Source organism: Candidatus Spongiihabitans sp., assembly GCF_965237845.1.
Lineage (GTDB): Bacteria > Pseudomonadota > Gammaproteobacteria > Arenicellales > Poriferihabitantaceae > Spongiihabitans.
Window position 1 is genome coordinate 2,128,527 of the sequence record NZ_OZ250154.1, and the last position, 22,687, is coordinate 2,151,213.

Below are 22,687 nucleotides of genomic sequence, written 5' to 3' on the forward strand. Positions count from 1 at the left end.
CCAAGATGGAAACTAGAGAACAAAAAAAAGCCGCGGCGCAAGCGGCCTTGGAATATGTTCAAAATGGCGATGTTATCGGCCTGGGAACAGGTTCTACGGCGAATTATTTCATTGATGCGCTAGCAACCGTTAAAGGCAAGATCGACGGCACAGTGGCGAGCTCCGAAGCGAGCGCTGAAAGATTACGCGGGCATGGCATTCCGGTAATGGCGCTGAGTCAAATGGTGAGCCTGCCGCTTTATGTGGATGGCGCCGACGAAGCGACCAGGCATTTGCATTTAATCAAGGGCGGCGGCGGCGCATTGACGCGGGAAAAAATCGTGGCCCAGGTGAGCGAGAAATTTGTCTGCATCGCCGATCAAAGCAAATTGGTTGATCGCTTGGGCGAGTTTCCGCTGCCCGTGGAAGTGATCCCGATGGCGCAAAGCATGGTTGCCCGGCAGATGGTCAAACTCGGTGGACAACCGCAACTGCGCGCCGGGTTCACCACCGATAACGGCAATATCATCATTGATGTCCGAAATCTGGACATCGAAAACCCGGTGGAGCTGGAACGACAAATCAACCAGATCCCTGGTGTGGTCACCGTGGGTTTGTTCGCTATTCGTGGCGCCGATGTATTGTTGTTGGGCACTGATAGTGGCGTGGAGAAATTGGCCCGAAAATAGGCATGTAGAAGCCCTCTTTAATTCTCTGGATTGCCCGAAACCGCGACTTCTCTGTCGGCATCGCGAATCCATTCACTCCACGATCCGACGTACAGCCGGGTTGGCGCAATTTCGGCGATCTCCATTGCCAGGATGTTGTGGCAGGCGGTAACCCCTGAACCGCACATATGGACGATTTGCGCCTCGACTTTTCCATTCAGCACAAACTGAAAACGTCGTTTGAGCGCATCCACACAAAGAAAAAATCCATGTTCATCCAGATTGTGCTTGAAGGGCAGGTTTATTGCCCCGGGAATATGCCCAGCGACAGCATCGATAGGCTCGTGTTTGCCTGCGAATCGCGGCTCGGCTCTGGCGTCATAAAGATTAATCCGCTTTGATTTTAGTAATTCAATCAGTTCATCCACCTCAATCAAACTATTTTTGAAACTATTTTCATTGCGCTTGGCGCTAAATTTTTCATTCTCATTTGAGACATTTTGCCGGTCAGTTTTGATCGACGTTTCAACTTGGTCGGATATTGGCCGCCCTGAATTCCGCCAAGCCGCATACCCGCCGTCCAGCAATGCAACCCGGGTATGGCCAATCCATTTCATCATCCACCACAATCTTGCGGCGATAGCGCCTCCGGCATCATCGTAAACCACAATCTGGGTGTGATTATCTATTCCCCAGGCGCGCACCCGTTGGACAAAACTCCCGACTTCGGGAAGCGGATGTCGCCCGCTGCGCGGCGTTATATCCGCGGCCAGGTCCTGGTCAAGGTGAACATAAATCGCCGCGGGAATATGGCCGGTGCCATATTTGCTCCGACCAAGCTCAGTATCGGCCAGGGAAAATCGGCAATCGAATACAATAAGCGGATTATGAACATCATCAGACTTCATCAATGACGCCAGTCGGTCAACCGATATGAGGGTGGTGTATTGTTGCAATTTCTATATCTCCGGTTTCAATGTTCTATAATCCTCGCCGAGCGCAACCGGCACCCTAAAATTACAGAACTTTAAGCATTTTTCAGTTTCCAAACAGTTATGATACCTACTGAAGCTTGCAAATTCCTAATTGTATTTCTCTACTTCAGAAATAGCAAAAGATGAAGTCAACGACATTCAAAAAATTTTTATATTGCGGACTGATATTGTTGGCAATGATGACAGTAAACGCTTTGACTTTTGCACAATCAAACGACTTGCCGGAACTTGGCGACAGCGCCACTCAATATCTGAACCCGGCCCAGGAAAAACAGATCGGTCAGGCATTTTTACGCCGACTTATCCATGACCCCTCCTATGTTGAAGATTACCAGTTGCAGGATTACTTGCAATCAGTCGGCGATCGGGTTGGCGCAAGCGCGGATTTACGCGGCACCAAACTTTCATTTAACTTGCTTAAGGACAATGCATTAAATGCATTTGCGGTTCCCGGGGGCTATATTACATTCAATACCGGTTTGATTATGACGACCAAAACGGAAAGTGAACTGGCATCGGTTGCCGGTCACGAGATCGCCCACTTAACCCAACGGCATTTGCCGCGATTGCTGGCCAAAGCAAATGAAAACAAAATTCCTCTGATCGCTGCGGTTATTGGATCAATACTGGTCGGCGGGCAAGCCGGACTGGTTGGCTTTACCGCAGCCAATGCAACCGCAGCCTCTAACCAACTTAGCTATACCCGCGGATTTGAGCGGGAAGCGGATGCCATAGGGATTCAATTACTGGCGGGCGCAAAATACGACCCCAATGCAATGGCCGAGTTTTTTAGCGAACTTGAACGCCATACTCGCCACGACAGCACGGAAATACCGGCGTTTCTGCGCACCCACCCTCTTTCTCTTACCCGCATAGCGGAGTCCGAAGCCCGAGCCAAAGAGTATCCTCTTCAACCCCATGCAAGCAGCTTCGAGTTTTACCTTGCCAAAGCCAGGATTCGAGCGCTATACACCGAACGCAGAGATGACCCGATTCCGTTCTTTAAAGATCAAATGGAATCCGGGCAAACCGAAATCAAGGATGCCGCCATTTACGGCACCGCGATTGCGCTAACCCAATCCAGAAAACTGGAGCAAGCCAGAACGGCGCTCATGCCCTTGAGTGAACGATATCCCACTCATCCGTGGATTCAAACTGCCCAGGCTGAAATTGATTTAGCGGACAACAAAGTGAATCAAGCCATTGCCCGCTATCAAGCGCTGATCGGCAACAACCCGAACAAAGTTTATTTAAATTACTACCTTGCGAATGTGTTCCTGCGCAATCGGCAAGCGGACATGGCTAAAAAAACCGTGCGCTACCAAATTCGTCGGCACCCCGATTTGTATCGGCTATACCGATTTTTATCCCGAGCGAATGCACAACAAGGAAACCTGGCCGAAGCCCATCAAGCTGATGCTGATTATCATGCCACATTAGGAAATTATTCGGGCGCAATCGCATCGCTGAAACTGGCGTTGAAGGAATCCGAATCCGAAGGATATTTAGCGCAGAGTATTAGCGCACAACTCAGCGATTTGGAGGAGAAACTGGATTTACAGAAAAAGATTGGCAATGGGTTCTAAAATCCGCTTACTGACGGCGGCATAACACGAATCGATCCATCTGACAGGTCGGACAATTCGGCAAACCCATAAATGATTTCAAAAGTAATATTGATATTACTTGCTTTTGTGGCGACCTCTATCAGCTCTCGCTTGAATTTCTCAAATCGGTGTTTTCCCGTGAGTGTCTTGCGCCGTTGTGAATAAATATTGGTGAAGCCTTCTTGTTTTAAGTCTTCGAATAAGATATCAATACTGGGATAATCCACATAAATCCAATCGGCATCAACGATGGGTTTAACAAATCCAACCTTTAACAGCGCATCCCCTAGATGATGCATATCAACAAACGGGTGCACATGGAATAAATCATCCGCTTGTGACCAACTATATTGAAGCTCGCCAAGAGTGTCCGGACCAAATGCGGAAAAATACAGCGACCCTCCAGGGCGCAATAACCGTTTAGCTTGCACCATCAACTTCTCAAACTGCATCCATGATGATTGCAGATTAATGACCACGCAATCAAATGATTGATCCTCGAATTCAACATCGCCGATAGCCTCTAATAAGGAATAATGTTGGATTGTTGCGTTATTCTGCAACAAATCGCTGTTTAAAAAATCAATAATCAAACTATCTGCGGGCTCGGTAGTGGCGATGTCGATACGCTGCTCAAGCTCCCTGCGAATGGGGGATAATAAATAATTCATCGCGCTGGCTTGGCCAAAATTTCTTTTGCGAACCCTTGCGATTTTTTGTAGATCAAGTTCCAATAGCGCACTACCGATTATGGAAAATCAAAATAAATTAAGGAGATCAACGATTAAGACGTTAAGGTCGGTTTTCAGCACATCGGTTTTAAGCGGGCCACTAGATTACTTGTTGCCCAAGAAATGCGCGCTTTGTCGGTGCGTAAGTAATCTGGGGTTCTGCATCAACTGCCAGAAATTATTACCCTGGACAGAATGCGCCTGTGAGATTTGCAGTATTCATTTAAGCCAACCCGGGGTTTGCGGTCATTGTCAGGCTCACCGACCAGTATATCAAGATTCAATCATCCCTTTTCGTTATCAATCCCCTATTTCCGATCAAATACAGGCGTTGAAGTACTCAAACCAGCTGTCGTACGCAGTGGCTATGGGCAAAATGTTATCGCTGTGGGTGGTGAAAAATCCTGCTCAATGGCCCGATATTATCGTGCCAATACCGCTGCATCGAAAAAGAATCGTCCAGCGCGGCTTCAATCAAGCCACCGAAATTGCCCGGGTGTTGAATAAGCAACTCGGCATTCCCCTTGATCAAACGCTACTCAAAAGAGTAAAAAATACCGTGACACAGACCGGTTTGACTGAAAAAATGCGACAACAAAATGTGAGAAAAGCCTTTGTCGGGAAAGTATGCGTGGGGAAAAATCCAGATTCTCATCGGCATGTCGCGTTACTCGATGATGTGGTAACCAGCGGCAGCACGGTCACTGCTGCCGCAAAAGCATTGATTGGCGCTGGGGTCGAGCGTGTCAGCGTGTGGGCCATCGCCAAAACATAGCTTCAAGCCGAAATTTCAAAAGCGTCGAGAATGGATGCCACGGTTTTGTTGGCGATGCCAGCGCAGAATCGCACTTATTCATCGAAAATGATGGATGAATCAATTTTGAGCCAAACGCGGTTTGGAATTCGCTCCCTTACCCCGACAAGAAGGCATTGGATGGTCGGGAATAAAGGTTAAATGCACATACTTATTCAGTTCGCGCCTTTTGTCTAAATCTTGGCTCCAATCATTTCCGCCTGGAGCAGGTATCTTGATGCCACGCTTCCCCGCACTTCACCGTTTCCGAAAAAGAAAGCAGCCGACGCTCCTTCAATTGATTCGCAGTTCGATTGGTCAGTGAAATGCCAAACACTGTTGATTCGGAATTTTTGAGTATTGTTTTCATAAAATGCAGAGTACCCCAGCATTTTCGCTCAGTCAACCGCTGGCGAAAACCAACCTACCGATGCCAACGCTTCCTGCTTATATCGTCATGTTGCGCGGGAAGCGTATAAGCTCAGATACCTTTGGCGCTCCGATGCAGAAGGAGAGCCATGCAACATCAGCATATCGGATACCGAGCAAAGGCTTTGCCGCGTAGCCTGTTTAGGGCATCTTTGGGAGAGGACTTCCAAACACGCTCAACAACGCCTCAAAACACTCGGTTTCTTCAACCAACATGGCACAGCGGCTGCTTGTGATGCCTTCAATGTCAGCCGCACAACCCGGTATCGCTGGAAACAGTGCGCCAAGCCAGCGACAACCGCGTAGCCCTGACTGCCAAATCCTGAGCCCCTCGGCATCGGCGACAGCCACAGCACCGATGCTGGTGCGGCAAATCCGCCAACTGCGAGAGCAATTCCCCAACCTCGGCAAAGACAAACTGCAGGTCTTGCTGCGACCCTGGTGCAGGCAGCAAAACATCGCACTGCCCAGCGTCTCCACCATCGGCCGCATCATCGCCCGCGACCCTGACAAAATGCGCCATGCCCCCACTCGACTGGATGCCCGCCGCCGCCACAAACTCATCCCCCGCAAACCCAAAACCCGCAAGCCCAAAGGCGTCAAGCATCAGCCGCTTGAAGTGTTCGCCTGCGATGCCGTGGTGCGCTTGCGCGATGGCCTGTGTGGTAACCGCCTTTGGATGACACACACCCCTTCTGCGCGATGGCCTGCGCATCGCGGGCGCGGCTAAAGCCGCGATTCCTCACACACCCCTTCTGCGCGATGGCCTGCGCCGATACCTGTTCACCTTCATCAACCCTCACTCCCGCTTTGCCATCGACATCAAAGCCGCCGCCTAGTCCAGCCGCCAGGCGACCATCGCCCTTGACGCGCTGTGTCAACTGCTGCCTAAACCGCCGCGCTTCAGGATCGAAGACAACAGCTCGGAGTTCATTATGGCGCTTCCAACAACGCCTCAATGAGCGCGGCATCACCCACTGGCAGCCTTATCCCAAATCGCCCACCATTTCGCCGGGAGCGAAATGGCGCGTAAGTGCGAAGCGGATTCGTATCAGGGATGATACGAACAAAATGAACGCCCATCCCGAGCGCTTCAACCGTACTATCCAGGAGCAATTCGTCGACTATCACGAAGATCTGCTTACACCGACCTGGCCGCATTCAACCGCAAACTGGCCGACTGGCTACTCGACTACAACACCGGCCTGCCCCATCATAGCCTCGGCTTGCAATCTCCTGCAACTTCCTCATCCATAATCAACCAAAGTGCCAAAGGGGATGGACTTATACAAAAGATTGCTAATCTGGCTCAAGATTCAGTATATTATAAGCTGCTTATCCTATAGACTAGGCGAAACCTTCAGAAAATTGGGTTTCAACCGTTAATTACTTATGAGTGAACTGATTATGATTTCGAATTTTGTCCCCACATCCAAAAAAACTGTTCGCCGCCGCCTTAGTGCTCTTCTGTTGGGTCTGTGCCTGTTGATCGGGCTGGCATCGCCAGCAGGGGCGCAGACCTTCCCGGACTCGGTTGGAATAGGTGCCGTCGCCAGTGCTGGTTATATCGATTTGTACTACAGACTGGGCCAGGAGATTACCCCCGTAGTGTTCCCGGCGGCTACAGGCGGCACCGGCGATCTGACCTACTCTCTGCGGGGGGGGGCACGAATCACTGGGGTTTGCCTTTGACCTGGCTACCCGCACACTGTCGGGCACACCGACTCTCGCGGGCGCAGGGACTTCACAAGCAAATGGCTTTGTACTCTCCTACCAGGTGAATGACCAGGCCAGTGGCGAAGCCGACCTCACCGTCTATATCACGGTGTGCGAAACGGGAGGTGTCCCGGCTGGTACAAGCTTCTGCTCAGCCCCAGCATTCACTGCTTTGGGTTTTAGTGCTACGCTAACCAATCCAACCTACACGGCTGGCACAAACATCACCTTGGACCTGCCAGCGGCTACAGGCGGCACCGGCACTGCCCCCTTGCACCTTTACACCCTGATGAATGAGCCTGCCGGGTTGACCTTTGATGCGCCCAGTCGCACGCTATCGGGCATACCGACCACGGCGGGGGAAACCCAGCTGACCTACTGGGTAACAGATTCCGCCAGTAGGCAACAATTCGCTCAGACGTTCACGATCACCGTCGAACCCGGACCACTGGCATTGCCCGTGGTGACCGACCGGGGCCACCCGAAGGACGTAAAGATCGCCGACGATGTCCTGCCAGAGGCTACAGGCGGTACCGGCACCCTGACTTACACCCTGACCGGCCCAGAGGGCGGTGCCTTACCGGACGGACTGAGCTTTGCCCCCGACACCCGCACTCTGTCGGGCGTGCCGACCACTGTGAGGGCAACCGAGCTGACTTACACAGCCACGGACTCGGCTAACCCTAGCGCCACTGCTACCCGGATGTTCACGGTGGCCATCACCGTATTGGGGTTGCCTCCCGTGAGAACCCCGAGTGACTACGAGGACTACACGGCTGGCGTAGAGATCCCTGACCTGATTCTGCCAGCGGCCTTTAGGTCGCAGGTCGCCCGCACCCTGACTTACACCCTGACTGGGCCATCGGGCAGTGCCTTACCGGACGGACTGAGCTTTGCCCCCGACACCCGCACTCTGTCGGGCGTGCCGACTGAGGAGGGGGAAACCGAGCTGACTTACACGGTCACGGATACCGGGGTCACAAACACCGGTAGCCTGCAGAGGCAACAGATCCAGAGATTCACGATTACCGTTGCATCGGCTTCGCAGGCTTTGGCTTTGAGTACGGTGCCCGATCAGCGCTACACGGTTGGAGAAGATTTCGGCTATAGTTTACCTGCGGCTACCGGCGGTACTGCTCCTCGGAGCTACAAGGTGACCGACTTGATGGGCGACGAGAATGGACTGCCCGGGATAAACTTTGACAAGGGCAACTTCCGCCTGAGGGGCACGCCGACGTCTCTGGGGACCTACGAAGCGATCTACACGGTGACCGATGCCAATGGCGCCACTACCAGCCAGACCTTTACGATAACGGTGACCAAGTCCGATGAGGATCTCAATATGGATCGCAATAACGTGATCCTGTCGGAAATGGCGCGCGCCATGGCGGACAGCACGGTCAGCGCGATTGCCCGGCGGATTGGGCAGGCTGGAAGCGCGACGCGCTCGGTTGCCATCGGCGGGCAGAGCAGTCTGGCCGGTGCGCTCAGTACTCGTGGCGGGACCGCGACTGATGACCTCGGCGACTTCAAGAAGATGCTGGCCGGCTCCGGCTTCACGCTGCCGCTGAACGTCGGCGATGGCGCGACCGGCGGCTCATCGTTGGCATTGTGGGGCAGCGGCGAATACCGCAATTTGTCCGGCAAGAGCCATAACACTGAATGGGACGGCGACCTGACCGGTGCGCATCTGGGCTTTGATGCGCGCATCGCCAATGATGTCCTCGCCGGCTTGGCGGTATCGTGGCTGAATAGCGATTTGGACTACAAAGACAGCGCCCTCGGCAAGGGCGACCACGAAATTGACCTGACCAGCGTGCATCCCTATATCGGCTGGCGCGCCGGCCAGTTGGATTTATGGGCGACCGTCGGCTATGGCAACGGCGAGTTGGAGAGGACGCCGAAAGGCGGGAATAAGCAGTTGAGCGATATCAACCAACGCACTTTCGGCGTCGGCGGCAGCGGCCAGTTGTGGCAGGGCGGCGCGAGCAGTCTGCGGCTCAAAGGCGAAGCCTTGCAAACCGCGATGGAAGTGAAAGGCGGCGTCGGCATTGTCAAGCAAGATGTGGACGCCACCCGCCTGCGGATGACGGTGGAGGCCAGCCAATCGCGCGTCCTCGCTGGCGGCGGCGTGTTTGAGCCATCCGTGGAAGCGGGTGTGCGCTATGACGGCGGCGATGGCAAGACCGGCGCCGGGGCCGAAGTCGGAGGCCGGCTGAGTTATCGCAATCCGGCTACGGGTGTAACCGCCGAAGGCAGCGTGCGCGCCTTGCTCGGGCATAGCGGCGACTATGAGGAATGGGGTGTTCAGGGTCGCCTTGCGCTGCAGCCCGGTGGCGATGGGCAAGGCTTGTCGTTCCACCTGAGTCCCGGCTACGGCGACATCGGCGGCGGCATCCAGCGGTTATGGGAAGATTTGCCGGCGGATAGCGATGACGGCGCCGCCGACTACAGCGCCCGCATGGACGCCCGCATCGGCTACGGCCTGTCCTTGCGCGAACGCGATGGCGTGCTGACGCCGTATAGCGAGATGACCCTCGGCGCGACCGACAGCTACCGCATCGGCTTGAACTGGAAAGCGGGTTCGCGCTTTGACCTGAACCTGGTCGGCGAACGCCGCGAGCCGAGCGCCGCCGCGACCGAACACGCCATCCTGCTCAAAGGCGAAGTGCGGTTTTAATTTCAGCGTCGGCAGGGTGGGCGGCGACCGGCGCAGGGCGGGTTGCGCCCGCCAATTCGATGGGAACATCAACCGGCAAGGAGTTCGGCGTATCGGTGTGCTGGTAGGCGCAGTCCGCCTCTGCAGGCAAGCGCAGGATGGGTTGCGCCCGCCGCTTGCGATGCGCGCCGCGGCGGCGACCCCTTGGGCGCCTCATCCTCTTCTCCTTACAGGGACTGTTCAAAGCAGTTGACAGCAAGGCGGCACACACGGCAGAATAACGGCCATGAACGAAGCCATTGCATTTGACACCCATCGCTTCATCAAGCATTTGACTGGGACCGGTTTTACCGAGCAGCAAGCGGAGGCCTTGTCTGAGGAGCAAGCGTTGTTGCTCAACACCAACCTGGCGACCAAGGCTGACCTCGCCCAGGTTGAGGCCGCCCTCAAGGCCGACATCGCCCAGGTTGAGGCCGCCCTCAAGGCCGACATCGCCCAGGTTGAGGCCGCCCTCAAGGCCGACATCGCCCAGGTTGAGGCCGCCCTCAAGGCCGACATCGCCCAGGTTGAGGTCACCATCGCCCAGGTTGAGGTCACCATCGCCCAGGTTGAGGCCGCCCTCAAGGTTGACATCGCTCAGGCCAGGCAGGAGATGACCAAGTGGATGGTTGGGGTAGTGTTAGGCGTGGCGGCGGTGCAAACGACGTTGATTGTCGGATTACTCTCGTGATTACTCCAAGGCGGGATGGGATGAGCCGCCAGCCGCCGATTGGCGGCTCTTCCACGAAAGCGGTTCAATATGCGCATGAAAACAAGTGTGCTTGAAGCCGGGGCCTTGATACGCCCCGTCTCGGCTGGAGCAAGTGACGTGATTACTGAAACAATAAAACTGCCAAGAGCCATCATCGGCATTGTATTGGCTGTCTCCCTGGCGGGGTGCGCGAATTGGAATGCTCTATCGCACTGTCAATCTTGAAAACAAATCAATCATAATAGATGCCAAACAACGTGTTCTGCTGAACAAAAGCGACCCGCACCACTCTGGCGAGATCACTCCGCAAGAGAATTCTTTGCATTGAACTGTCTCCGGATATTGCGCAACCCTTTCATCCGCTTTGTCGCTGAAAAACCAGGATAGGGATGCGATGGTTTCTCTTAACGAGAGCATCATTCAATTGGGAGAGCGATTGGCGGTGATTCAATTGTTGCGCGACAAAATGTATCGCGCTTGTGAAGCATATGCCAATGGGGCGGTAGACCGGGTTTCATATGTGTTGATGCTGGCGCGCATTGACAAAACAATGATAACGCTACTTTCGCAAGAGATGATAACGGGCGCTTTCAGGAGGCGGAAGTTGGCGCCGGTTGCCGGGGGCGATATGAATACGACCGAGTCTTCGGATGCCATAGGCGAGATTTCACCGGACAGCGCTGCTTCAGACCAGGCGGTTGCCAAAGTCATGCATGCGATCTACCGCGACTATGTGGATGATGATGGCTTGGAGCCTCTTGTGGATGCCTGTGTCGGCGCGATGAATCATTCATTTGATCGGTTGGAGAAGATCAGGGAGCAGATAAGGGTAGGCAGAGAGATCGGATTCCGGTTAGATGCGCTGAAGGCAGAGACGGCGGTAATGGAAGATGCGCAAACAAAGGTCGAAAATTTAATAACTCAATATAACAAAATCGCGCCTTCGGACTCCCTAACGCTTTTCGGCATGAATGCGCCAACAATTTTAGATGATGACAGCGAATTAGATAAGGCCATAGATGAGGTCATCATGAAACTCAAAGACAAGGATACGGAATTACTGAAGGACCTGAAAGTAATAGAAAACAGTGAATCACCGACCACCAAAGAGAATGATTTTATCAAAATCTGTATCAGCCAGGTGTTTGGGGATGGGGCTAAGGGAGGTTTCGTGAGTTTGCGACACCAACAAGAAAAAACATTGCGCGAATCGAACCTCGGGGACAAAGTAAAGGAGCGCTTGAAAATGCTGGAAAGTGATCTGACGGCGCATGTTCATGATTAAGTAGCCCTACCCTACGCATTGAAGGCGCCGGAGTCCGTCGGCGACGAGTTCGGGGTATAAGTTTTATTGGCGGCGGCCACAGCCAACCCTGCAAAACTAGTCGATGATGCCCTTGACCGCGCACGACGATTCCGCCGTAGGCGGCGTCGAACCGGATTGGTTCCGGCAGACCGGTCAGCGGCGGCTATTTCACCCATTTCCCCCATTTCATCAGCTCGCGCATCGTTTTCCAATTTGCGACAAGTTGTCAGGGATAAAAGATTTGTTTTCTCAAATCGAAGTTATTAAGGATCAATTACAGCGACTAACCAAAGACCATGCAGTCATGCCGACATCCCGGTTACAACCCAAGTTTGGCGTTGCATCGTAATCACGTTTCTGATCTGGAGGGCTTCACGCTTGGCTGCCACAAGCTGGGCAATTTGGATTTTTTGGCAGTTTCATTTTCTGCCACGCCATGCTGCTGGCGTCAAACAACCACACTATGCCGTTAAGCTGCCCATCGCCCAGCAATATATTCACCGCTTCCATCGCCTGCATGGCGCCGATGACGCCGACTAGTGGCGCCACAACGCCTTCCATCGCGCATGTTGTGCTTTCAATATTCTTGTTCGGGTACAAACACTGATAACACGGGCTTTTTTCATGTCTGGGGTCGAAAGCGGTGACTTGCCCCTCCCAACGAATCGCGGCGCCGGAGACCAGCGGTGTTTTGGTTTGAAGCGACACTTCGTTTAATTCAAATCTGGTCGGGAAGTTGTCGGTGCAATCAATAATCAAATCGATATCCTGGCTGTACTCGATGAAATCGGCGTATTCCAGCGAATAATCGAGCGTTTCAACCTCAATCGAAGGGTTGATTGCTCGCAAAGAATTAGCCGCGGAGTATGCTTTTAATTCTCCGATATCGCTGTGGCTATGAATGATCTGTCGTTGTAAATTCGATTCATCCACCTGATCAAAATCGGCGATGCACATCCGACCGACACCCGCCGCCGCTAAATACAATGCCACGGGAGAGCCAAGCCCACCCATGCCAACAATAAAAATCCTTGATTCAGCCAGCATTATTTGCCCTTTTTCCCCAATTCTGGGCAGCCGGATTTGTCGACTATAGCGTTCGTTGAAATTAGATTCGCGCATACGCATTACATTGTAAACCATAATTTAATTTAATCGTTATATTGTGAATAGCGAAGTTACCGCTTGAACTACATATACAACGGTAGCACGGTTCCGAATAGTTATCTGATATCCAGGCCGGATATTTCGATTTTAAGAGTAGTAACCGGCGTTTGCTTTGGTATACTTAATCGTGCAATGACAATTTAGCATCACAACCGACTCCATACCATTATTTTCATCTTCTAACCTCATGCCACTAAAAAATGATACTCAAAATTTAACTGATCTCGGATTTTTGAGTGCGGCTAACAGATCGTATCTGGAATCCGTATATCAAGAAACTGCGGGGCATGGATTGGATAACGGCGCCGATCAACACGTTACTGATGAAGCGAAGCAGTGGCAATCCGTTTTTTCAGCGCTGCCCGACATTACCCCGACCGGGATGTCGCCCAGTGAAGGCGGCTCGCGCGCCTGGTTCGAAAGTTCCGCACACAAACAGGCGAGCGTTCAAAAGTTAATTATGGCGTTCCGGTCTCTCGGGCACTTACTCGCTGATGTCGATCCTATTGGGGTAATGCCAAGAGGCGACGCCCATGAAATACAGCCTGATCAATACGATCTTGGCGACCAGGATTTGGATACCGAATTTGATGTCGGCGACATGGCGGGCGGCGGACGCAAAACCTTGCGCCAAATTCTTGCGTTCTTGCATCAAGTGTATTGTGGTCCGGTCGGCTATGAAATTCGTTACCTTACCAATATCAACCAAAGAACCTGGTTAATGGAACAGGCCGAATCTATGCAGATCAGAAAACCTTTGCCCGATGCGCAGCGAATTGAATTGCTGGGCCGGCTGACTGCCGCCGAGGGCCTGGAAAAATATTTGCACACCAAGTATGTCGGCCAAAAACGATTTTCCCTTGAAGGAGGTGACGCGCTGATACCCATGCTGTCCGGCCTGATCCAGCAATTTGGAACACAGGGCGTGAAAGAAGTCGTCATTGGCATGGCCCATCGTGGTCGATTGAATGTTTTGGTTAACATTCTAGGCAAAGCGCCCAAAGATTTGTTCAGTGAATTTGAGGGCGACTATGAAACCGAAGATGCGGACACCAACACCGGTGATGTGAAATACCATCAAGGGGCATCGTCTGATATTCAAACCGCCGGCGGGGTCGTTCACGTTGCGCTTTCGTTCAACCCATCTCACCTGGAAATTATCGGCCCGGTAGTCGAGGGCTCGGTGCGCGCGCGACAGGAACGAAGAAAAGATAGCGCCCGCAACCAAGTCATCCCAATAATAATTCACGGTGATGCCGCATTCGCCGGGCAAGGCGTGGTCATGGAGACATTAAACATGGCCAGTACTCGGGGTTTTTCCACTGGCGGAACGATGCATATCATTATCAATAACCAGATTGGATTCACCACCAACACACTGGATGCGCGTTCCACGTTGTATTGCACGGAAGTCGCAAAATTGGTTCAGGCGCCTATTTTCCATGTCAATGGCGACCATGCCGATGCGGTAAATTACGCCACCCGATTGGCAATGGAATATCGGATGAAATTTGGAGGCGACGTGGTTTTGGATCTGGTCTGCTATCGCCGCCATGGTCACAACGAAGCCGATGAGCCTGCCGTTACCCAACCGATTATGTACGGCAAAATCAGAAAACATAAAACACCGCGCCAAATTTATGCGGAAAAACTGATCGACCAAGGGGTGGTTAGCGAGCTAAAAGCGAATCAGATGATTCAACAATACCGGGATCGGCTTGATGAAGGGCATGTTGTTGCCGGGCAAGTCATCGATCCTAACAAGGCTCTGGTTACGCTCGACTGGAAGCCCTATATGGGAGACGACTGGCGCGAACAGGTCGATACCCGGGTTAGCCATGACAGATTGGTCCGGCTTGCACAAACCCTGTCTGAATTCCCGGACGATTTTGTTGCACACAAACGCGTTCAGGCAATACTTGAAGATCGCGTGGCGATGGCGAAGGGCGAAAAGGGAATGGACTGGGGCTGTGCAGAACTTTTGGCCTATGCCACATTGCTTGATCAGAATTATCAGGTTCGCCTGTCTGGACAGGATGCGGGCCGGGGTACATTTTCCCATCGGCATGCCACGCTGCATGACCAATCCCAGGCGCGCACCTACATACCCTTACAGTACGTTACCCAGTCTCACAGCGATTTTCTGGTGATTAATTCTCTGCTTTCCGAGGAAGCGGTACTGGGCTTTGAGTACGGTTACTCGACCACAGAGCCGCGCACATTGGTCATTTGGGAAGCGCAGTTTGGTGATTTTGTGAATGGCTCCCAGGTGGTTATCGACCAATTCATCAGCAGCGGACAGGCGAAGTGGATGCGAATTTGCAGTTTAGTCCTGTTTCTGCCGCACGGCATGGAGGGCCAGGGACCGGAACATTCGTCGGCCAGGCTGGAACGGTTTTTGCAACTTTGCGCGGAACACAATATGCAAGTCTGCGTGCCGACCACCCCGGCGCAGATGTTTCACATGCTAAGGCGACAAATGATCAGATCTTTTCGTCGTCCGCTGATTGTGATGACGCCGAAGAGTTTGCTGCGTCATAAGTTGGCGGTTTCAACCCCGAGTGATTTGGTTGATGGAAAATTTTATCCGGTGCTTGGGGAGATAGATTCCCTGAATAATCACAAGATAAAAAAACTGGTTATATGCAGCGGCAAAGTTTACTACGATATCCTGGAACAGCGTCGCCTCGAAAAACAAGCAGGAAAACAAGAAAATGTGGCTATCATTCGACTCGAACAGGTGCATCCATTTCCGCTCCGCGAACTGCGCGCGGAAATTGAAAAATATGTTCAAGTTGAGAGTGTGGTATGGTGTCAGGAAGAGCCAAAGAACCAAGGCTGTTGGTATCAGATCAGCTATTATCTGGGCAAGGTGATAAGCCAGCGGCAGACTTTGGATTATGTTGGTCGTGAGGGCTCACCGTCTCCTGCTGTTGGCTACTATAAGCTGCATATTAAACAACAACAACAAATTGTCAATGAGGCGCTTGACTGCCAATGAATAGTACCTTTAAGGCGCTTATTCTTAAGCCTGAGCGAATCAAATTGAGATTCAAAATAATATTATGTCTATAGAAATTAAAGTTCCCGTATTGCCTGAATCCGTGGCCGATGCGCTGTTGCTTGATTGGACCAAGCAGGTTGGCGATGCCGTGAGTCGGGATGAAATATTAGTCGAAGTGGAAACTGACAAAGTCGTATTGGAAGTTCCTGCTCCTGAAGATGGTGTGCTCACTGAAATTGTTGAGCAATCAGGCGCCACAGTGCTTGCTGAACAAGTGTTAGCCAGAATCGAGCCGGGCCAGGCTCAGTCTCAGGCATCCGTTGCATCTGAGGTTGCCCGTGAGGCTGAAAACGCCCGTGTCGAACCGGGCGAGCGCAGCGCAGCCGTTGAAACGACATCAAACGAGAGCAAGCCTCCAAACGAAACTAAGCCATTAAGCCCTGCCGTTCGTCGGCTTATCGACGAGACCGGTATCGACCAGGATGCTGTTTCTGGATCAGGTCGTGATGGTCGGTTAACTAAACAAGATGTCCTCAGGCACATTGCTGATGCGGCGGCGCTTTCTGGACAAACCGAATCTTCCACAGCCAACCCGATGGCGTCACACTCGCCAAAAGCGACCCAAGACGATGTGCAAGACGATGCACAAAAGACCGCGCAATCATCAACCCGGGCGACCTTGGCGACCGTGCCAACGACGCCTGCAAAAGAGCGGCAAGAAGCCAGGCAGCCGATGAGTCGATTGCGACAGACTATCGCAAAAAGACTGGTTCAATCCCAGCAGACCGCGGCTTTGTTGACTACATTTAACGAAGTCAACATGCAACCGGTAATGGCGCTTAGAGTAAAATATAAAGAGGCATTTGAGAAAAAACATGGTGCAAAATTAGGGTTCATGTCATTTTTTGTTAAAGCCAGCGCATTCGCATTGCAACGCTTTCCATTGGTCAACGCCTATATTGATGGCACCGATATTGTTCAGCATAACTACAATGATATTGGTATTGCCGTATCTTCGCCACGCGGGTTGGTGGTGCCTGTTTTACGAAATTGTGAAACGCTCAGTTACGCCGAAATCGAATCCCGGATTCAGGATTTTGGTGGACGCGCCGGACAGGGCAAGATTGCTATGGAAGAATTAATCGGCGGAACCTTTACCATCACCAACGGCGGGGTGTTTGGTTCACTGCTTTCAACCCCAATCGTTAATCCACCACAAAGCGCGATTCTCGGCATGCATAAAATTCAGCAGCGTCCAATGGCGGAAAACGGTGATGTGGTTGTTCGTCCGATGATGTATCTTGCGCTTTCCTATGATCATCGCATGGTTGACGGTAAGGATGCGGTTGAATTTTTGGTAACAGTAAAACAGGTGTTAGAGGATCCGGCAAGATTGCTTTTGGATATATAAATCATGGCAATGAGTTTTGATGTAATTGTAATTGGCGCCGGTCCGGGCGGCTATGTCGCGGCCATACGCTGTGCCCAACTTGGTTTGAACACGGCTTGTATAGACAGTCAGGCCAAGCAAAACGGCGGCCAAAAGGGCATGCCGTCTCTGGGCGGCACCTGTTTGAACATTGGATGTATCCCTTCCAAAGCATTGCTCGATTCCTCTGAGCAGTATCACAACATCATTCACCAATTCCCGGCGCACGGTATAAACGCCGATAATGTGACTGTAGATATTGCCAAGATGCAAGCGCGTAAAGACGATATCGTCAGCGGGCTGACCGGCGGGATTGCTCAGCTGTTCAAAGCCAATAAAGTGACTTCGGTACACGGGCATGGGCGGGTGATGCAAGACAACACCGTTAATGTATTGGATGACAGTGGTCAAGTTATCCAAACCCTCAGTGCTCGGGAAATAATTCTGGCGCCGGGTTCGGTGGCCATTGAATTACCTGATATGCCGTTTGATCATGAGTTTATCGTTGATTCGACTGGGGCGTTAAGTTTTGAGCAGGTTCCAAAACGTCTTGGGATTATTGGGGCTGGCGTAATTGGTTTGGAGCTGGGTAGTGTGTGGAATCGTTTGGGGTCGGAAGTTGTGGTATTGGAAGCACTGGACGACTTTTTGGCGGTTGCCGATCAGCAAATTGCGCGCGAAGCCAAAAAACAATTTACCAAACAGGGTCTGGATATTCGTATGGGTGCCATGGTCAAAAAAGCCGACCTTGGCGCCGGTGGTGTACAAGTAAGTTACACGCAAAAAGACAAACACAGTCATATTGAAGTCGATCGAATTGTCGTCGCAGTGGGACGTCGCCCTGCTACCGTTGGATTGTTGTCGCCGGACTGCGGCGTTGCCATCAATCAGGGCGGATTTATTGAGGTGGACGATCAGTGTAAAACCAATGTGCCGCATATCTGGGCCGTCGGCGATGCGGTTAGAGGCCCTATGCTGGCGCATAAAAGCTCTGAAGAAGGGGTTGCAGTGGCAGAAAGAATTGCCGGCGGCGTAGGGCATGTGGATTTTAATTGTGTGCCCTGGGTAATCTATACCTCCCCTGAAATTGCCTGGGTCGGGCAAACTGAAAAACAATTGAATAAGCAGGGAATTGAAATAAAAACCGGATCATTTCCATTTGCTGCAACCGGACGTGCGCGGGCCATGGAACAGCCCATTGGCTTGGTAAAGATGATCGCCGACAAACACACTGATCGTTTGCTTGGAGTGCATATGATCGGGCCGCATGTCTCTGAACTCATTGGCGAGTGTGTGTTGGCGATGGAATATCAGGCCAGTTCTGAGGATATAGCCCGAACCATGCATGCACACCCGACGCTTTCAGAAGCGACCCATGAAGCGGCCCTTGCAGTAGATAAGCGTGCAATTCATAAGGTTAACTAAGGCAAGGTTAATCAGAGTCGAAATTTTAGTTTGACTTGGCGGTGATTTATCATTGACATTCCCTGACCAAATTTTCAAGGCTTATGATATTCGCGGGGTTGTTGGAACATCGCTGACTGCGGAAATTGTCGAGAAGGTCGGAAAAGCGTTGGGATCCGAGGCATTACGACAGGGCGTTAACCAGGTTGTTGTTGGGTGGGATGGGAGATTAACTGGCCCCGAACTTGCCAACGCACTGGCGAACGGGTTTTTATCGACAGGCTGCGATGTCATTGAAGTTGGTCAGGTTCCAACACCCGCGCTTTATTTTGCAACAATGGAATTCAATACCGGAAGCGGGGTGATGGTGACCGGAAGCCATAATCCACCCGAGTACAATGGCCTGAAAATGATGATTGCGGGTACTACGCTGTCAGGCGAGGCCATTCAAAAAATCAAGCAAAAGGTGATCGCGCATGATTGCGCAAGCGGGGATTCTGTCGCTGGAAAGGGAAAACTTAGCCGCCGGGAAATTTTACCGGCATACTGTAAGGCGATAGAGGAAGACATCTACCTGGCCAGATCGCTCAAATTGGTGATCGATTGTGGCAACGGTGTTGCCGGCGCGGTGGCGCCGAACGTGTTCAGGCGCATCGGTTGCGAGGTAATCGAATTGTTCTGCGAAGTGGACGGAAATTTCCCCAATCACCATCCCGACCCAAGTCAATTGGAAAATCTGCAGGATTTGATAAAGGCGGTTCAAGACAACAAGGCGGATTTTGGCATGGCGTTTGATGGCGACGGTGATCGTTTGGGAATTGTTTCCGCCAATGGCGATGTCATTTGGCCCGACCGGCAAATGGTGTTGTTCTCTCGTGCTATATTGCAAATTATCCCAGGCGCGGAAATTATTTTTGATGTGAAATGCTCTCAAATTCTTCCAAAATTAATTCGGCAATATGGCGGCGTGGCCACCATGTGGAAAACCGGCCATTCATTTATCAAGGGCAAGTTAAAGGAAACCGGCGCAGCGTTGGCTGGGGAAATGAGCGGGCATATCTTTTTCAATGACCGTTGGGGTGGATTTGACGATGGTATTTATGCCGGCGCCAGACTATGCGAACTGCTGGCGCAGTCAGAGCAGGCGCCGATGGATCTGTTTGCCGCTATCCCAAACACCATTAATACCCCTGAACTAAGAATGGAAATGGAGGAGGGTGAGCCGCATGAGTTGATTGGGGAATTAGTTGGGCAATTGGTTGATCAATCAGTCGCCGCCGCATTATTTGATGATGCGGTCGTAAATACTATCGATGGAGTGCGCGTCGATTTCGATAATGGATTCGGGTTGTTGCGCGCTTCAAACACTACGCCGACTGTTATTATGCGATTCGAAGCCACGACTCAGGCGCAGTTGGAAAACATACAAGATCGATTCAGGACGCTTATTTTGTCGGTCCGAACGGGGCTGAGGCTGCCGTTTTAGGTAGAAAAACTGAATAATCCAGAAAATTCCGATTCATTCAGAGTTTCGGGATATTCCTGGCGACATCGTAAATATCATGCGCTAGGCACCTCTTCCCACTGGCAGATCAGTATAATGATTGATGGCCGCGGGCGCAATATTTTGAGCCTGTCTCAAAAAATCAACAACCCTGTTCAGGACTGTCCTGGCTCAGACACAAATGAGACTATTAAGAGGATAAAAAATCGGGCAGTCTGAGGTGAAATCAATTCACTTAAATCACAGTCGCCTGCCCGATGCAGATCAACAGCCTGCGTATCCAATCATATGACCGCCAAGGATGTCGGAAATGCAGGTTTTGCAGGAGCGAAAACCTGTTCGCAGTTGGGCGATTGCCGATACCGCCAGTGAACCCGCAATCGATCGAATGAGGAAACTGGCACTGTATGCCAAGCTCAAATCAGCAAGCGGCACGACGGGGTTATGCCTGAAAACCATCGGCGGGTCGAAGGCGACCTGCTGCCGTAGGCTAGACCGTTATCGGCGGCGCGGCTTGGAAAGCCAAAGCCGTTGTCCGCAGCGCGTGCGCGGACGACAATGGACAAAACAACAGGAGCGCCAAGTGCTGCACTTGTGCAGGGGTTATCCCCCCCTGTTCAAGCTAGGGGCAGGCTCTGTGGACAAACGTAAGCTCTGGAAGGTGTTGTCCAAGGCTCAGGGGCTAAGCCTCAGCCTCAGCACGGTCGGGCGCATCCTGGCCCGGCTGGCGCGCTTGAAGCGGATCAGGCCGGCGTCGTTTGATGGCATGGCCGGTCAAGCCCAACGGCATTGATTCCAAGGCTACGCCAAGCGTTGGTAATAGGGGATGCGCTCTAGGCAGCCGGGCGAGTTGATGCAGATTGACCGAATGAGGGTTGGTTTCACCGCAGGCTTTGGCATCAAGGAATTCAAGGCAGCCGGTCCGGCTGCCGGGTTGGTTGCCTTGAAAGCCTATAGTCGCGCGACCAGCCGTTGCGCCAAGGACTTCCTGGCCCGTCTTATCGAACCAGCGCGGTTCAAAATCCGCTCAATACATGACGATGGCGGCAGCGAGTTTCGGGATGCGTTTGAGCAAGCCCGTAGGCCTTGGCCCTGCCGCTGTTTGCGCTGCCGCCTGAACAGCCTGAATGGAATGGTTGCGTTGAGCGCGCCAATGCAGTCGTTATGAGTGCTGCCCGTTGTATGAAGGCCGGTTGACGGTGACCGCGATCAACCAGGAACTGGCCCGTTACCAGTGGCCCTATAATCATTACCGAGCACACGATAGTTTGTATAAGCTCAGATACATTTGGCACTCCGATGCAGAAGGAGAGCCATGCAACATCAGCATATCGGATACCGAACAAAGGCTTTGCCGCATAGCCTGTTTAGGGCAGAGCTTTGGGAGATGACTTCCAAACATGCTCAACAACGCCTCAAAATCCTCGGTTTCTTCGCGGATCATAGCGCAGCGGCTGCTTGTGACGCCTTCGATGTCAGTCGCAGAACGCTTTATCGCTGGAAACAGTGCGCCAAGCCAGCGGCGACCCGGCAGCCCTGACTGCCAAATCCTGCGCCCCCAGGCATCGGCGACAGCCACAGCACCGATGCTAGCTAGGGAAATCCGTCAACTGCGCGAGCAATTCCCCAACATCGGCAAAGCCAAACTGCGGGTCTTGCTGCGACCCTGGTGTAGGCAGCAAGACATTGCACTGCCCAGCGTCTCCGCCATCGGCCGCATCATCGCCTGCGGTCCAAACAAAATGCGCCATGCCCCCACCAGACTGAGTGCCCGCGGCCGCCACAAACTCATCCCCCGCAAACCCAAAACCCGCAAGCCCAAAGGCTTCAAGCATCAGCCGCTTGAAGTGTTCGCCTGCGATACCGTGGTGCGCCTGCGCGATGGCCTACGCCGCTGCCTGTCCACTTTCATCGACCCCCACTCCCGCTTTGCCATCGACATCAAAGCCGCCAGGCGGCCATCGCCCTTGACGCGCTGTGTCAACGGCTGCCAAAACCGCCGCGCTTCAGGATCGAAGACAACGGCTCCGAATTCATGAGCCGCTTTCAGCAACGCCTTGACCTGCACCGCATCACCCACTGGCGGACTTATCCCAAATCGCCCACCATTTCGCCAGGAGAGAAATGGCGCGTAGTCCGCGAAGCGGATTCGTATCAGGGATGATACGAACAAAACGACCGCCTGCGCTGAGTGCTTCAACCGCACCGTGCAGGAGCAACTCGTCGACTGTCACGAGGATCTGCTGTACACCGACCTGGCCAGCTTTAACCGCAAACTGGCCGACTGGCTGTTCGACTGCAACACCGGCCTGCCCCATCATGGCCTCGGCTTGCAATCTCCTGCAACTTCCTCATCCATAATCAACCCGAGTGCCAAAGGGGGTGGACTTATACATAGTTTGGATTTAATGACGCCAATGGCGTATTATCGGCAACTCGCCTTGGCGACCTGATTTTGTCTCATATGGGGTGAGCCCGGACAATACAAATCCCCGGGAAATGTAGAATAGCGCGTGTTAAAATATGTTGTAACAACAATATGATG

25 protein-coding genes are annotated in these 22,687 nt (G+C 52.5%); 16 read left to right on the forward strand and 9 right to left on the reverse strand.

The features are described 5' to 3' along the window. Positions 1 to 5: 5 nt before the first annotated feature. On the forward strand, positions 6 to 668 hold the full coding sequence (gene rpiA / locus ACPXXB_RS10165) for a ribose-5-phosphate isomerase RpiA (protein WP_423907148.1): 663 nt from the start codon (positions 6 to 8) through the stop codon (positions 666 to 668). 17 nt (positions 669 to 685) lie between these two features. Here rpiA and ACPXXB_RS10170 read toward each other — a convergent pair whose 3' ends face one another. Continuing rightward, positions 686 to 1,603, reverse strand: a complete 918-nt coding sequence (locus ACPXXB_RS10170) for a sulfurtransferase (RefSeq protein WP_423907149.1) — start codon at positions 1,601 to 1,603, stop codon at positions 686 to 688. Between the two features lie 215 nt (positions 1,604 to 1,818). Here ACPXXB_RS10170 and ACPXXB_RS10175 point away from each other — a divergent pair, with 215 nt between their 5' ends. Then, entirely contained in the window at positions 1,819 to 3,228 is a 1,410-nt protein-coding gene (locus ACPXXB_RS10175; RefSeq protein ID WP_423907151.1) for a M48 family metalloprotease, read from the forward strand. Here ACPXXB_RS10175 and ACPXXB_RS10180 read toward each other — a convergent pair. Next, positions 3,225 to 3,920 carry a class I SAM-dependent methyltransferase gene (locus ACPXXB_RS10180; RefSeq protein WP_423907152.1) on the reverse strand — a complete coding sequence of 232 codons (696 nt, stop codon included), beginning with the start codon at positions 3,918 to 3,920 and terminating at the stop codon, positions 3,225 to 3,227. The two genes, ACPXXB_RS10175 and ACPXXB_RS10180, sit on opposite strands and share 4 nt — an antisense overlap. A gap of 427 nt (positions 3,921 to 4,347) precedes the next feature. On the opposite strand from ACPXXB_RS10180, the gene ACPXXB_RS10185 reads away from it, so the two are divergent. Next, positions 4,348 to 4,755 carry a ComF family protein gene (locus ACPXXB_RS10185; RefSeq protein WP_423907154.1) on the forward strand — a complete coding sequence of 136 codons (408 nt, stop codon included), beginning with the start codon at positions 4,348 to 4,350 and terminating at the stop codon, positions 4,753 to 4,755. Between the two features lie 694 nt (positions 4,756 to 5,449). On the opposite strand, the gene ACPXXB_RS10190 is transcribed toward ACPXXB_RS10185, so the two are convergent. From ACPXXB_RS10190 to ACPXXB_RS10200, 3 genes are read right to left on the reverse strand one after another with little or no spacing between them, the layout of a single operon-like run. Further along, positions 5,450 to 5,809 (reverse strand): hypothetical protein, encoded by a 360-nt coding sequence (locus ACPXXB_RS10190; protein ID WP_423907156.1) that lies wholly within the window; start codon positions 5,807 to 5,809, stop codon positions 5,450 to 5,452. Further along, complete coding sequence (locus ACPXXB_RS10195) at positions 5,802 to 6,173, reverse strand: hypothetical protein (RefSeq protein WP_423907158.1); 372 nt, start codon at positions 6,171 to 6,173, stop codon at positions 5,802 to 5,804. Before ACPXXB_RS10195 ends, ACPXXB_RS10190 begins: the two co-directional genes overlap by 8 nt. Next, a complete protein-coding gene (locus ACPXXB_RS10200; RefSeq protein ID WP_423907160.1) occupies positions 6,136 to 6,333 on the reverse strand; it encodes a hypothetical protein in 198 nt (65 codons plus the stop codon). Before ACPXXB_RS10200 ends, ACPXXB_RS10195 begins: the two co-directional genes overlap by 38 nt. 339 nt (positions 6,334 to 6,672) lie before the next feature. Here ACPXXB_RS10200 and ACPXXB_RS10205 point away from each other — a divergent pair, with 339 nt between their 5' ends. Together ACPXXB_RS10205 and ACPXXB_RS10210 are read left to right on the forward strand one after the other, a co-directional pair. Further along, on the forward strand, positions 6,673 to 6,894 hold the full coding sequence (locus ACPXXB_RS10205) for a hypothetical protein (protein WP_423907161.1): 222 nt from the start codon (positions 6,673 to 6,675) through the stop codon (positions 6,892 to 6,894). 133 nt (positions 6,895 to 7,027) lie between these two features. Continuing rightward, the gene (locus tag ACPXXB_RS10210; RefSeq protein WP_423911117.1) at positions 7,028 to 9,598 is read left to right on the forward strand and encodes a putative Ig domain-containing protein; all 2,571 of its coding nucleotides are present in this window, start codon (positions 7,028 to 7,030) and stop codon (positions 9,596 to 9,598) included. Here the strand turns inward: ACPXXB_RS10210 and ACPXXB_RS10215 are convergent. Then, positions 9,576 to 9,794, reverse strand: coding sequence for a hypothetical protein (locus ACPXXB_RS10215; protein WP_423907162.1), 219 nt, complete (start codon positions 9,792 to 9,794; stop codon positions 9,576 to 9,578). The two genes, ACPXXB_RS10210 and ACPXXB_RS10215, sit on opposite strands and share 23 nt — an antisense overlap. A gap of 114 nt (positions 9,795 to 9,908) precedes the next feature. Here ACPXXB_RS10215 and ACPXXB_RS10220 point away from each other — a divergent pair, with 114 nt between their 5' ends. From ACPXXB_RS10220 to ACPXXB_RS10230, 3 genes are all read left to right on the forward strand, one after another. Next, positions 9,909 to 10,307, forward strand: a complete 399-nt coding sequence (locus tag ACPXXB_RS10220) for a coiled-coil domain-containing protein (RefSeq protein ID WP_423907164.1) — start codon at positions 9,909 to 9,911, stop codon at positions 10,305 to 10,307. A gap of 385 nt (positions 10,308 to 10,692) precedes the next feature. Continuing rightward, positions 10,693 to 11,613, forward strand: a complete 921-nt coding sequence (locus tag ACPXXB_RS10225) for a hypothetical protein (RefSeq protein WP_423907165.1) — start codon at positions 10,693 to 10,695, stop codon at positions 11,611 to 11,613. Positions 11,614 to 11,716: 103 nt separating this feature from the next. Beyond that, positions 11,717 to 11,983, forward strand: a complete 267-nt coding sequence (locus tag ACPXXB_RS10230) for a hypothetical protein (protein ID WP_423907167.1) — start codon at positions 11,717 to 11,719, stop codon at positions 11,981 to 11,983. A gap of 23 nt (positions 11,984 to 12,006) precedes the next feature. Here the strand turns inward: ACPXXB_RS10230 and ACPXXB_RS10235 are convergent, their stop codons facing one another. After that, a complete protein-coding gene (locus ACPXXB_RS10235; RefSeq protein WP_423907169.1) occupies positions 12,007 to 12,777 on the reverse strand; it encodes a HesA/MoeB/ThiF family protein in 771 nt (256 codons plus the stop codon). 211 nt (positions 12,778 to 12,988) lie between these two features. Between ACPXXB_RS10235 and ACPXXB_RS10240 the strand changes: the two genes are divergently transcribed. The 7 genes from ACPXXB_RS10240 (at position 12,989) to ACPXXB_RS10270 (ending at position 21,682) form a co-directional block, all read left to right on the forward strand. Further along, positions 12,989 to 15,802 (forward strand): 2-oxoglutarate dehydrogenase E1 component, encoded by a 2,814-nt coding sequence (locus tag ACPXXB_RS10240; RefSeq protein WP_423907171.1) that lies wholly within the window; start codon positions 12,989 to 12,991, stop codon positions 15,800 to 15,802. A 64-nt stretch (positions 15,803 to 15,866) separates the two neighbouring features. Then, positions 15,867 to 17,216 carry a 2-oxoglutarate dehydrogenase complex dihydrolipoyllysine-residue succinyltransferase gene (gene odhB / locus ACPXXB_RS10245; RefSeq protein ID WP_423907173.1) on the forward strand — a complete coding sequence of 450 codons (1,350 nt, stop codon included), beginning with the start codon at positions 15,867 to 15,869 and terminating at the stop codon, positions 17,214 to 17,216. Positions 17,217 to 17,219: 3 nt separating this feature from the next. Continuing rightward, positions 17,220 to 18,659: a dihydrolipoyl dehydrogenase gene (gene lpdA, locus ACPXXB_RS10250; RefSeq protein ID WP_423907175.1), complete on the forward strand. Its 1,440-nt coding sequence runs from the start codon at positions 17,220 to 17,222 to the stop codon at positions 18,657 to 18,659. A 52-nt stretch (positions 18,660 to 18,711) separates the two neighbouring features. Next, a complete protein-coding gene (locus tag ACPXXB_RS10255) occupies positions 18,712 to 20,124 on the forward strand; it encodes a phosphomannomutase/phosphoglucomutase (RefSeq protein ID WP_423907177.1) in 1,413 nt (470 codons plus the stop codon). 319 nt (positions 20,125 to 20,443) lie between these two features. Then, complete coding sequence (locus ACPXXB_RS10260; RefSeq protein ID WP_423907178.1) at positions 20,444 to 20,935, forward strand: helix-turn-helix domain-containing protein; 492 nt, start codon at positions 20,444 to 20,446, stop codon at positions 20,933 to 20,935. A gap of 33 nt (positions 20,936 to 20,968) precedes the next feature. After that, positions 20,969 to 21,310: a hypothetical protein gene (locus tag ACPXXB_RS10265; protein WP_423907179.1), complete on the forward strand. Its 342-nt coding sequence runs from the start codon at positions 20,969 to 20,971 to the stop codon at positions 21,308 to 21,310. Positions 21,311 to 21,529: 219 nt separating this feature from the next. Then, the gene (locus ACPXXB_RS10270; RefSeq protein WP_423907181.1) at positions 21,530 to 21,682 is read left to right on the forward strand and encodes a helix-turn-helix domain-containing protein; all 153 of its coding nucleotides are present in this window, start codon (positions 21,530 to 21,532) and stop codon (positions 21,680 to 21,682) included. Positions 21,683 to 21,731: 49 nt separating this feature from the next. Here ACPXXB_RS10270 and ACPXXB_RS10275 read toward each other — a convergent pair whose 3' ends face one another. Both ACPXXB_RS10275 and ACPXXB_RS10280 read right to left on the reverse strand, forming a co-directional pair. Further along, complete coding sequence (locus ACPXXB_RS10275) at positions 21,732 to 21,977, reverse strand: hypothetical protein (RefSeq protein WP_423907183.1); 246 nt, start codon at positions 21,975 to 21,977, stop codon at positions 21,732 to 21,734. Continuing rightward, positions 21,977 to 22,315, reverse strand: a complete 339-nt coding sequence (locus ACPXXB_RS10280; RefSeq protein ID WP_423907185.1) for a hypothetical protein — start codon at positions 22,313 to 22,315, stop codon at positions 21,977 to 21,979. Before ACPXXB_RS10280 ends, ACPXXB_RS10275 begins: the two co-directional genes overlap by 1 nt. A 34-nt stretch (positions 22,316 to 22,349) precedes the next feature. On the opposite strand from ACPXXB_RS10280, the gene ACPXXB_RS10285 reads away from it, so the two are divergent. Next, positions 22,350 to 22,595 (forward strand): hypothetical protein, encoded by a 246-nt coding sequence (locus ACPXXB_RS10285; RefSeq protein WP_423907187.1) that lies wholly within the window; start codon positions 22,350 to 22,352, stop codon positions 22,593 to 22,595. Positions 22,596 to 22,687 lie beyond the last annotated feature (92 nt).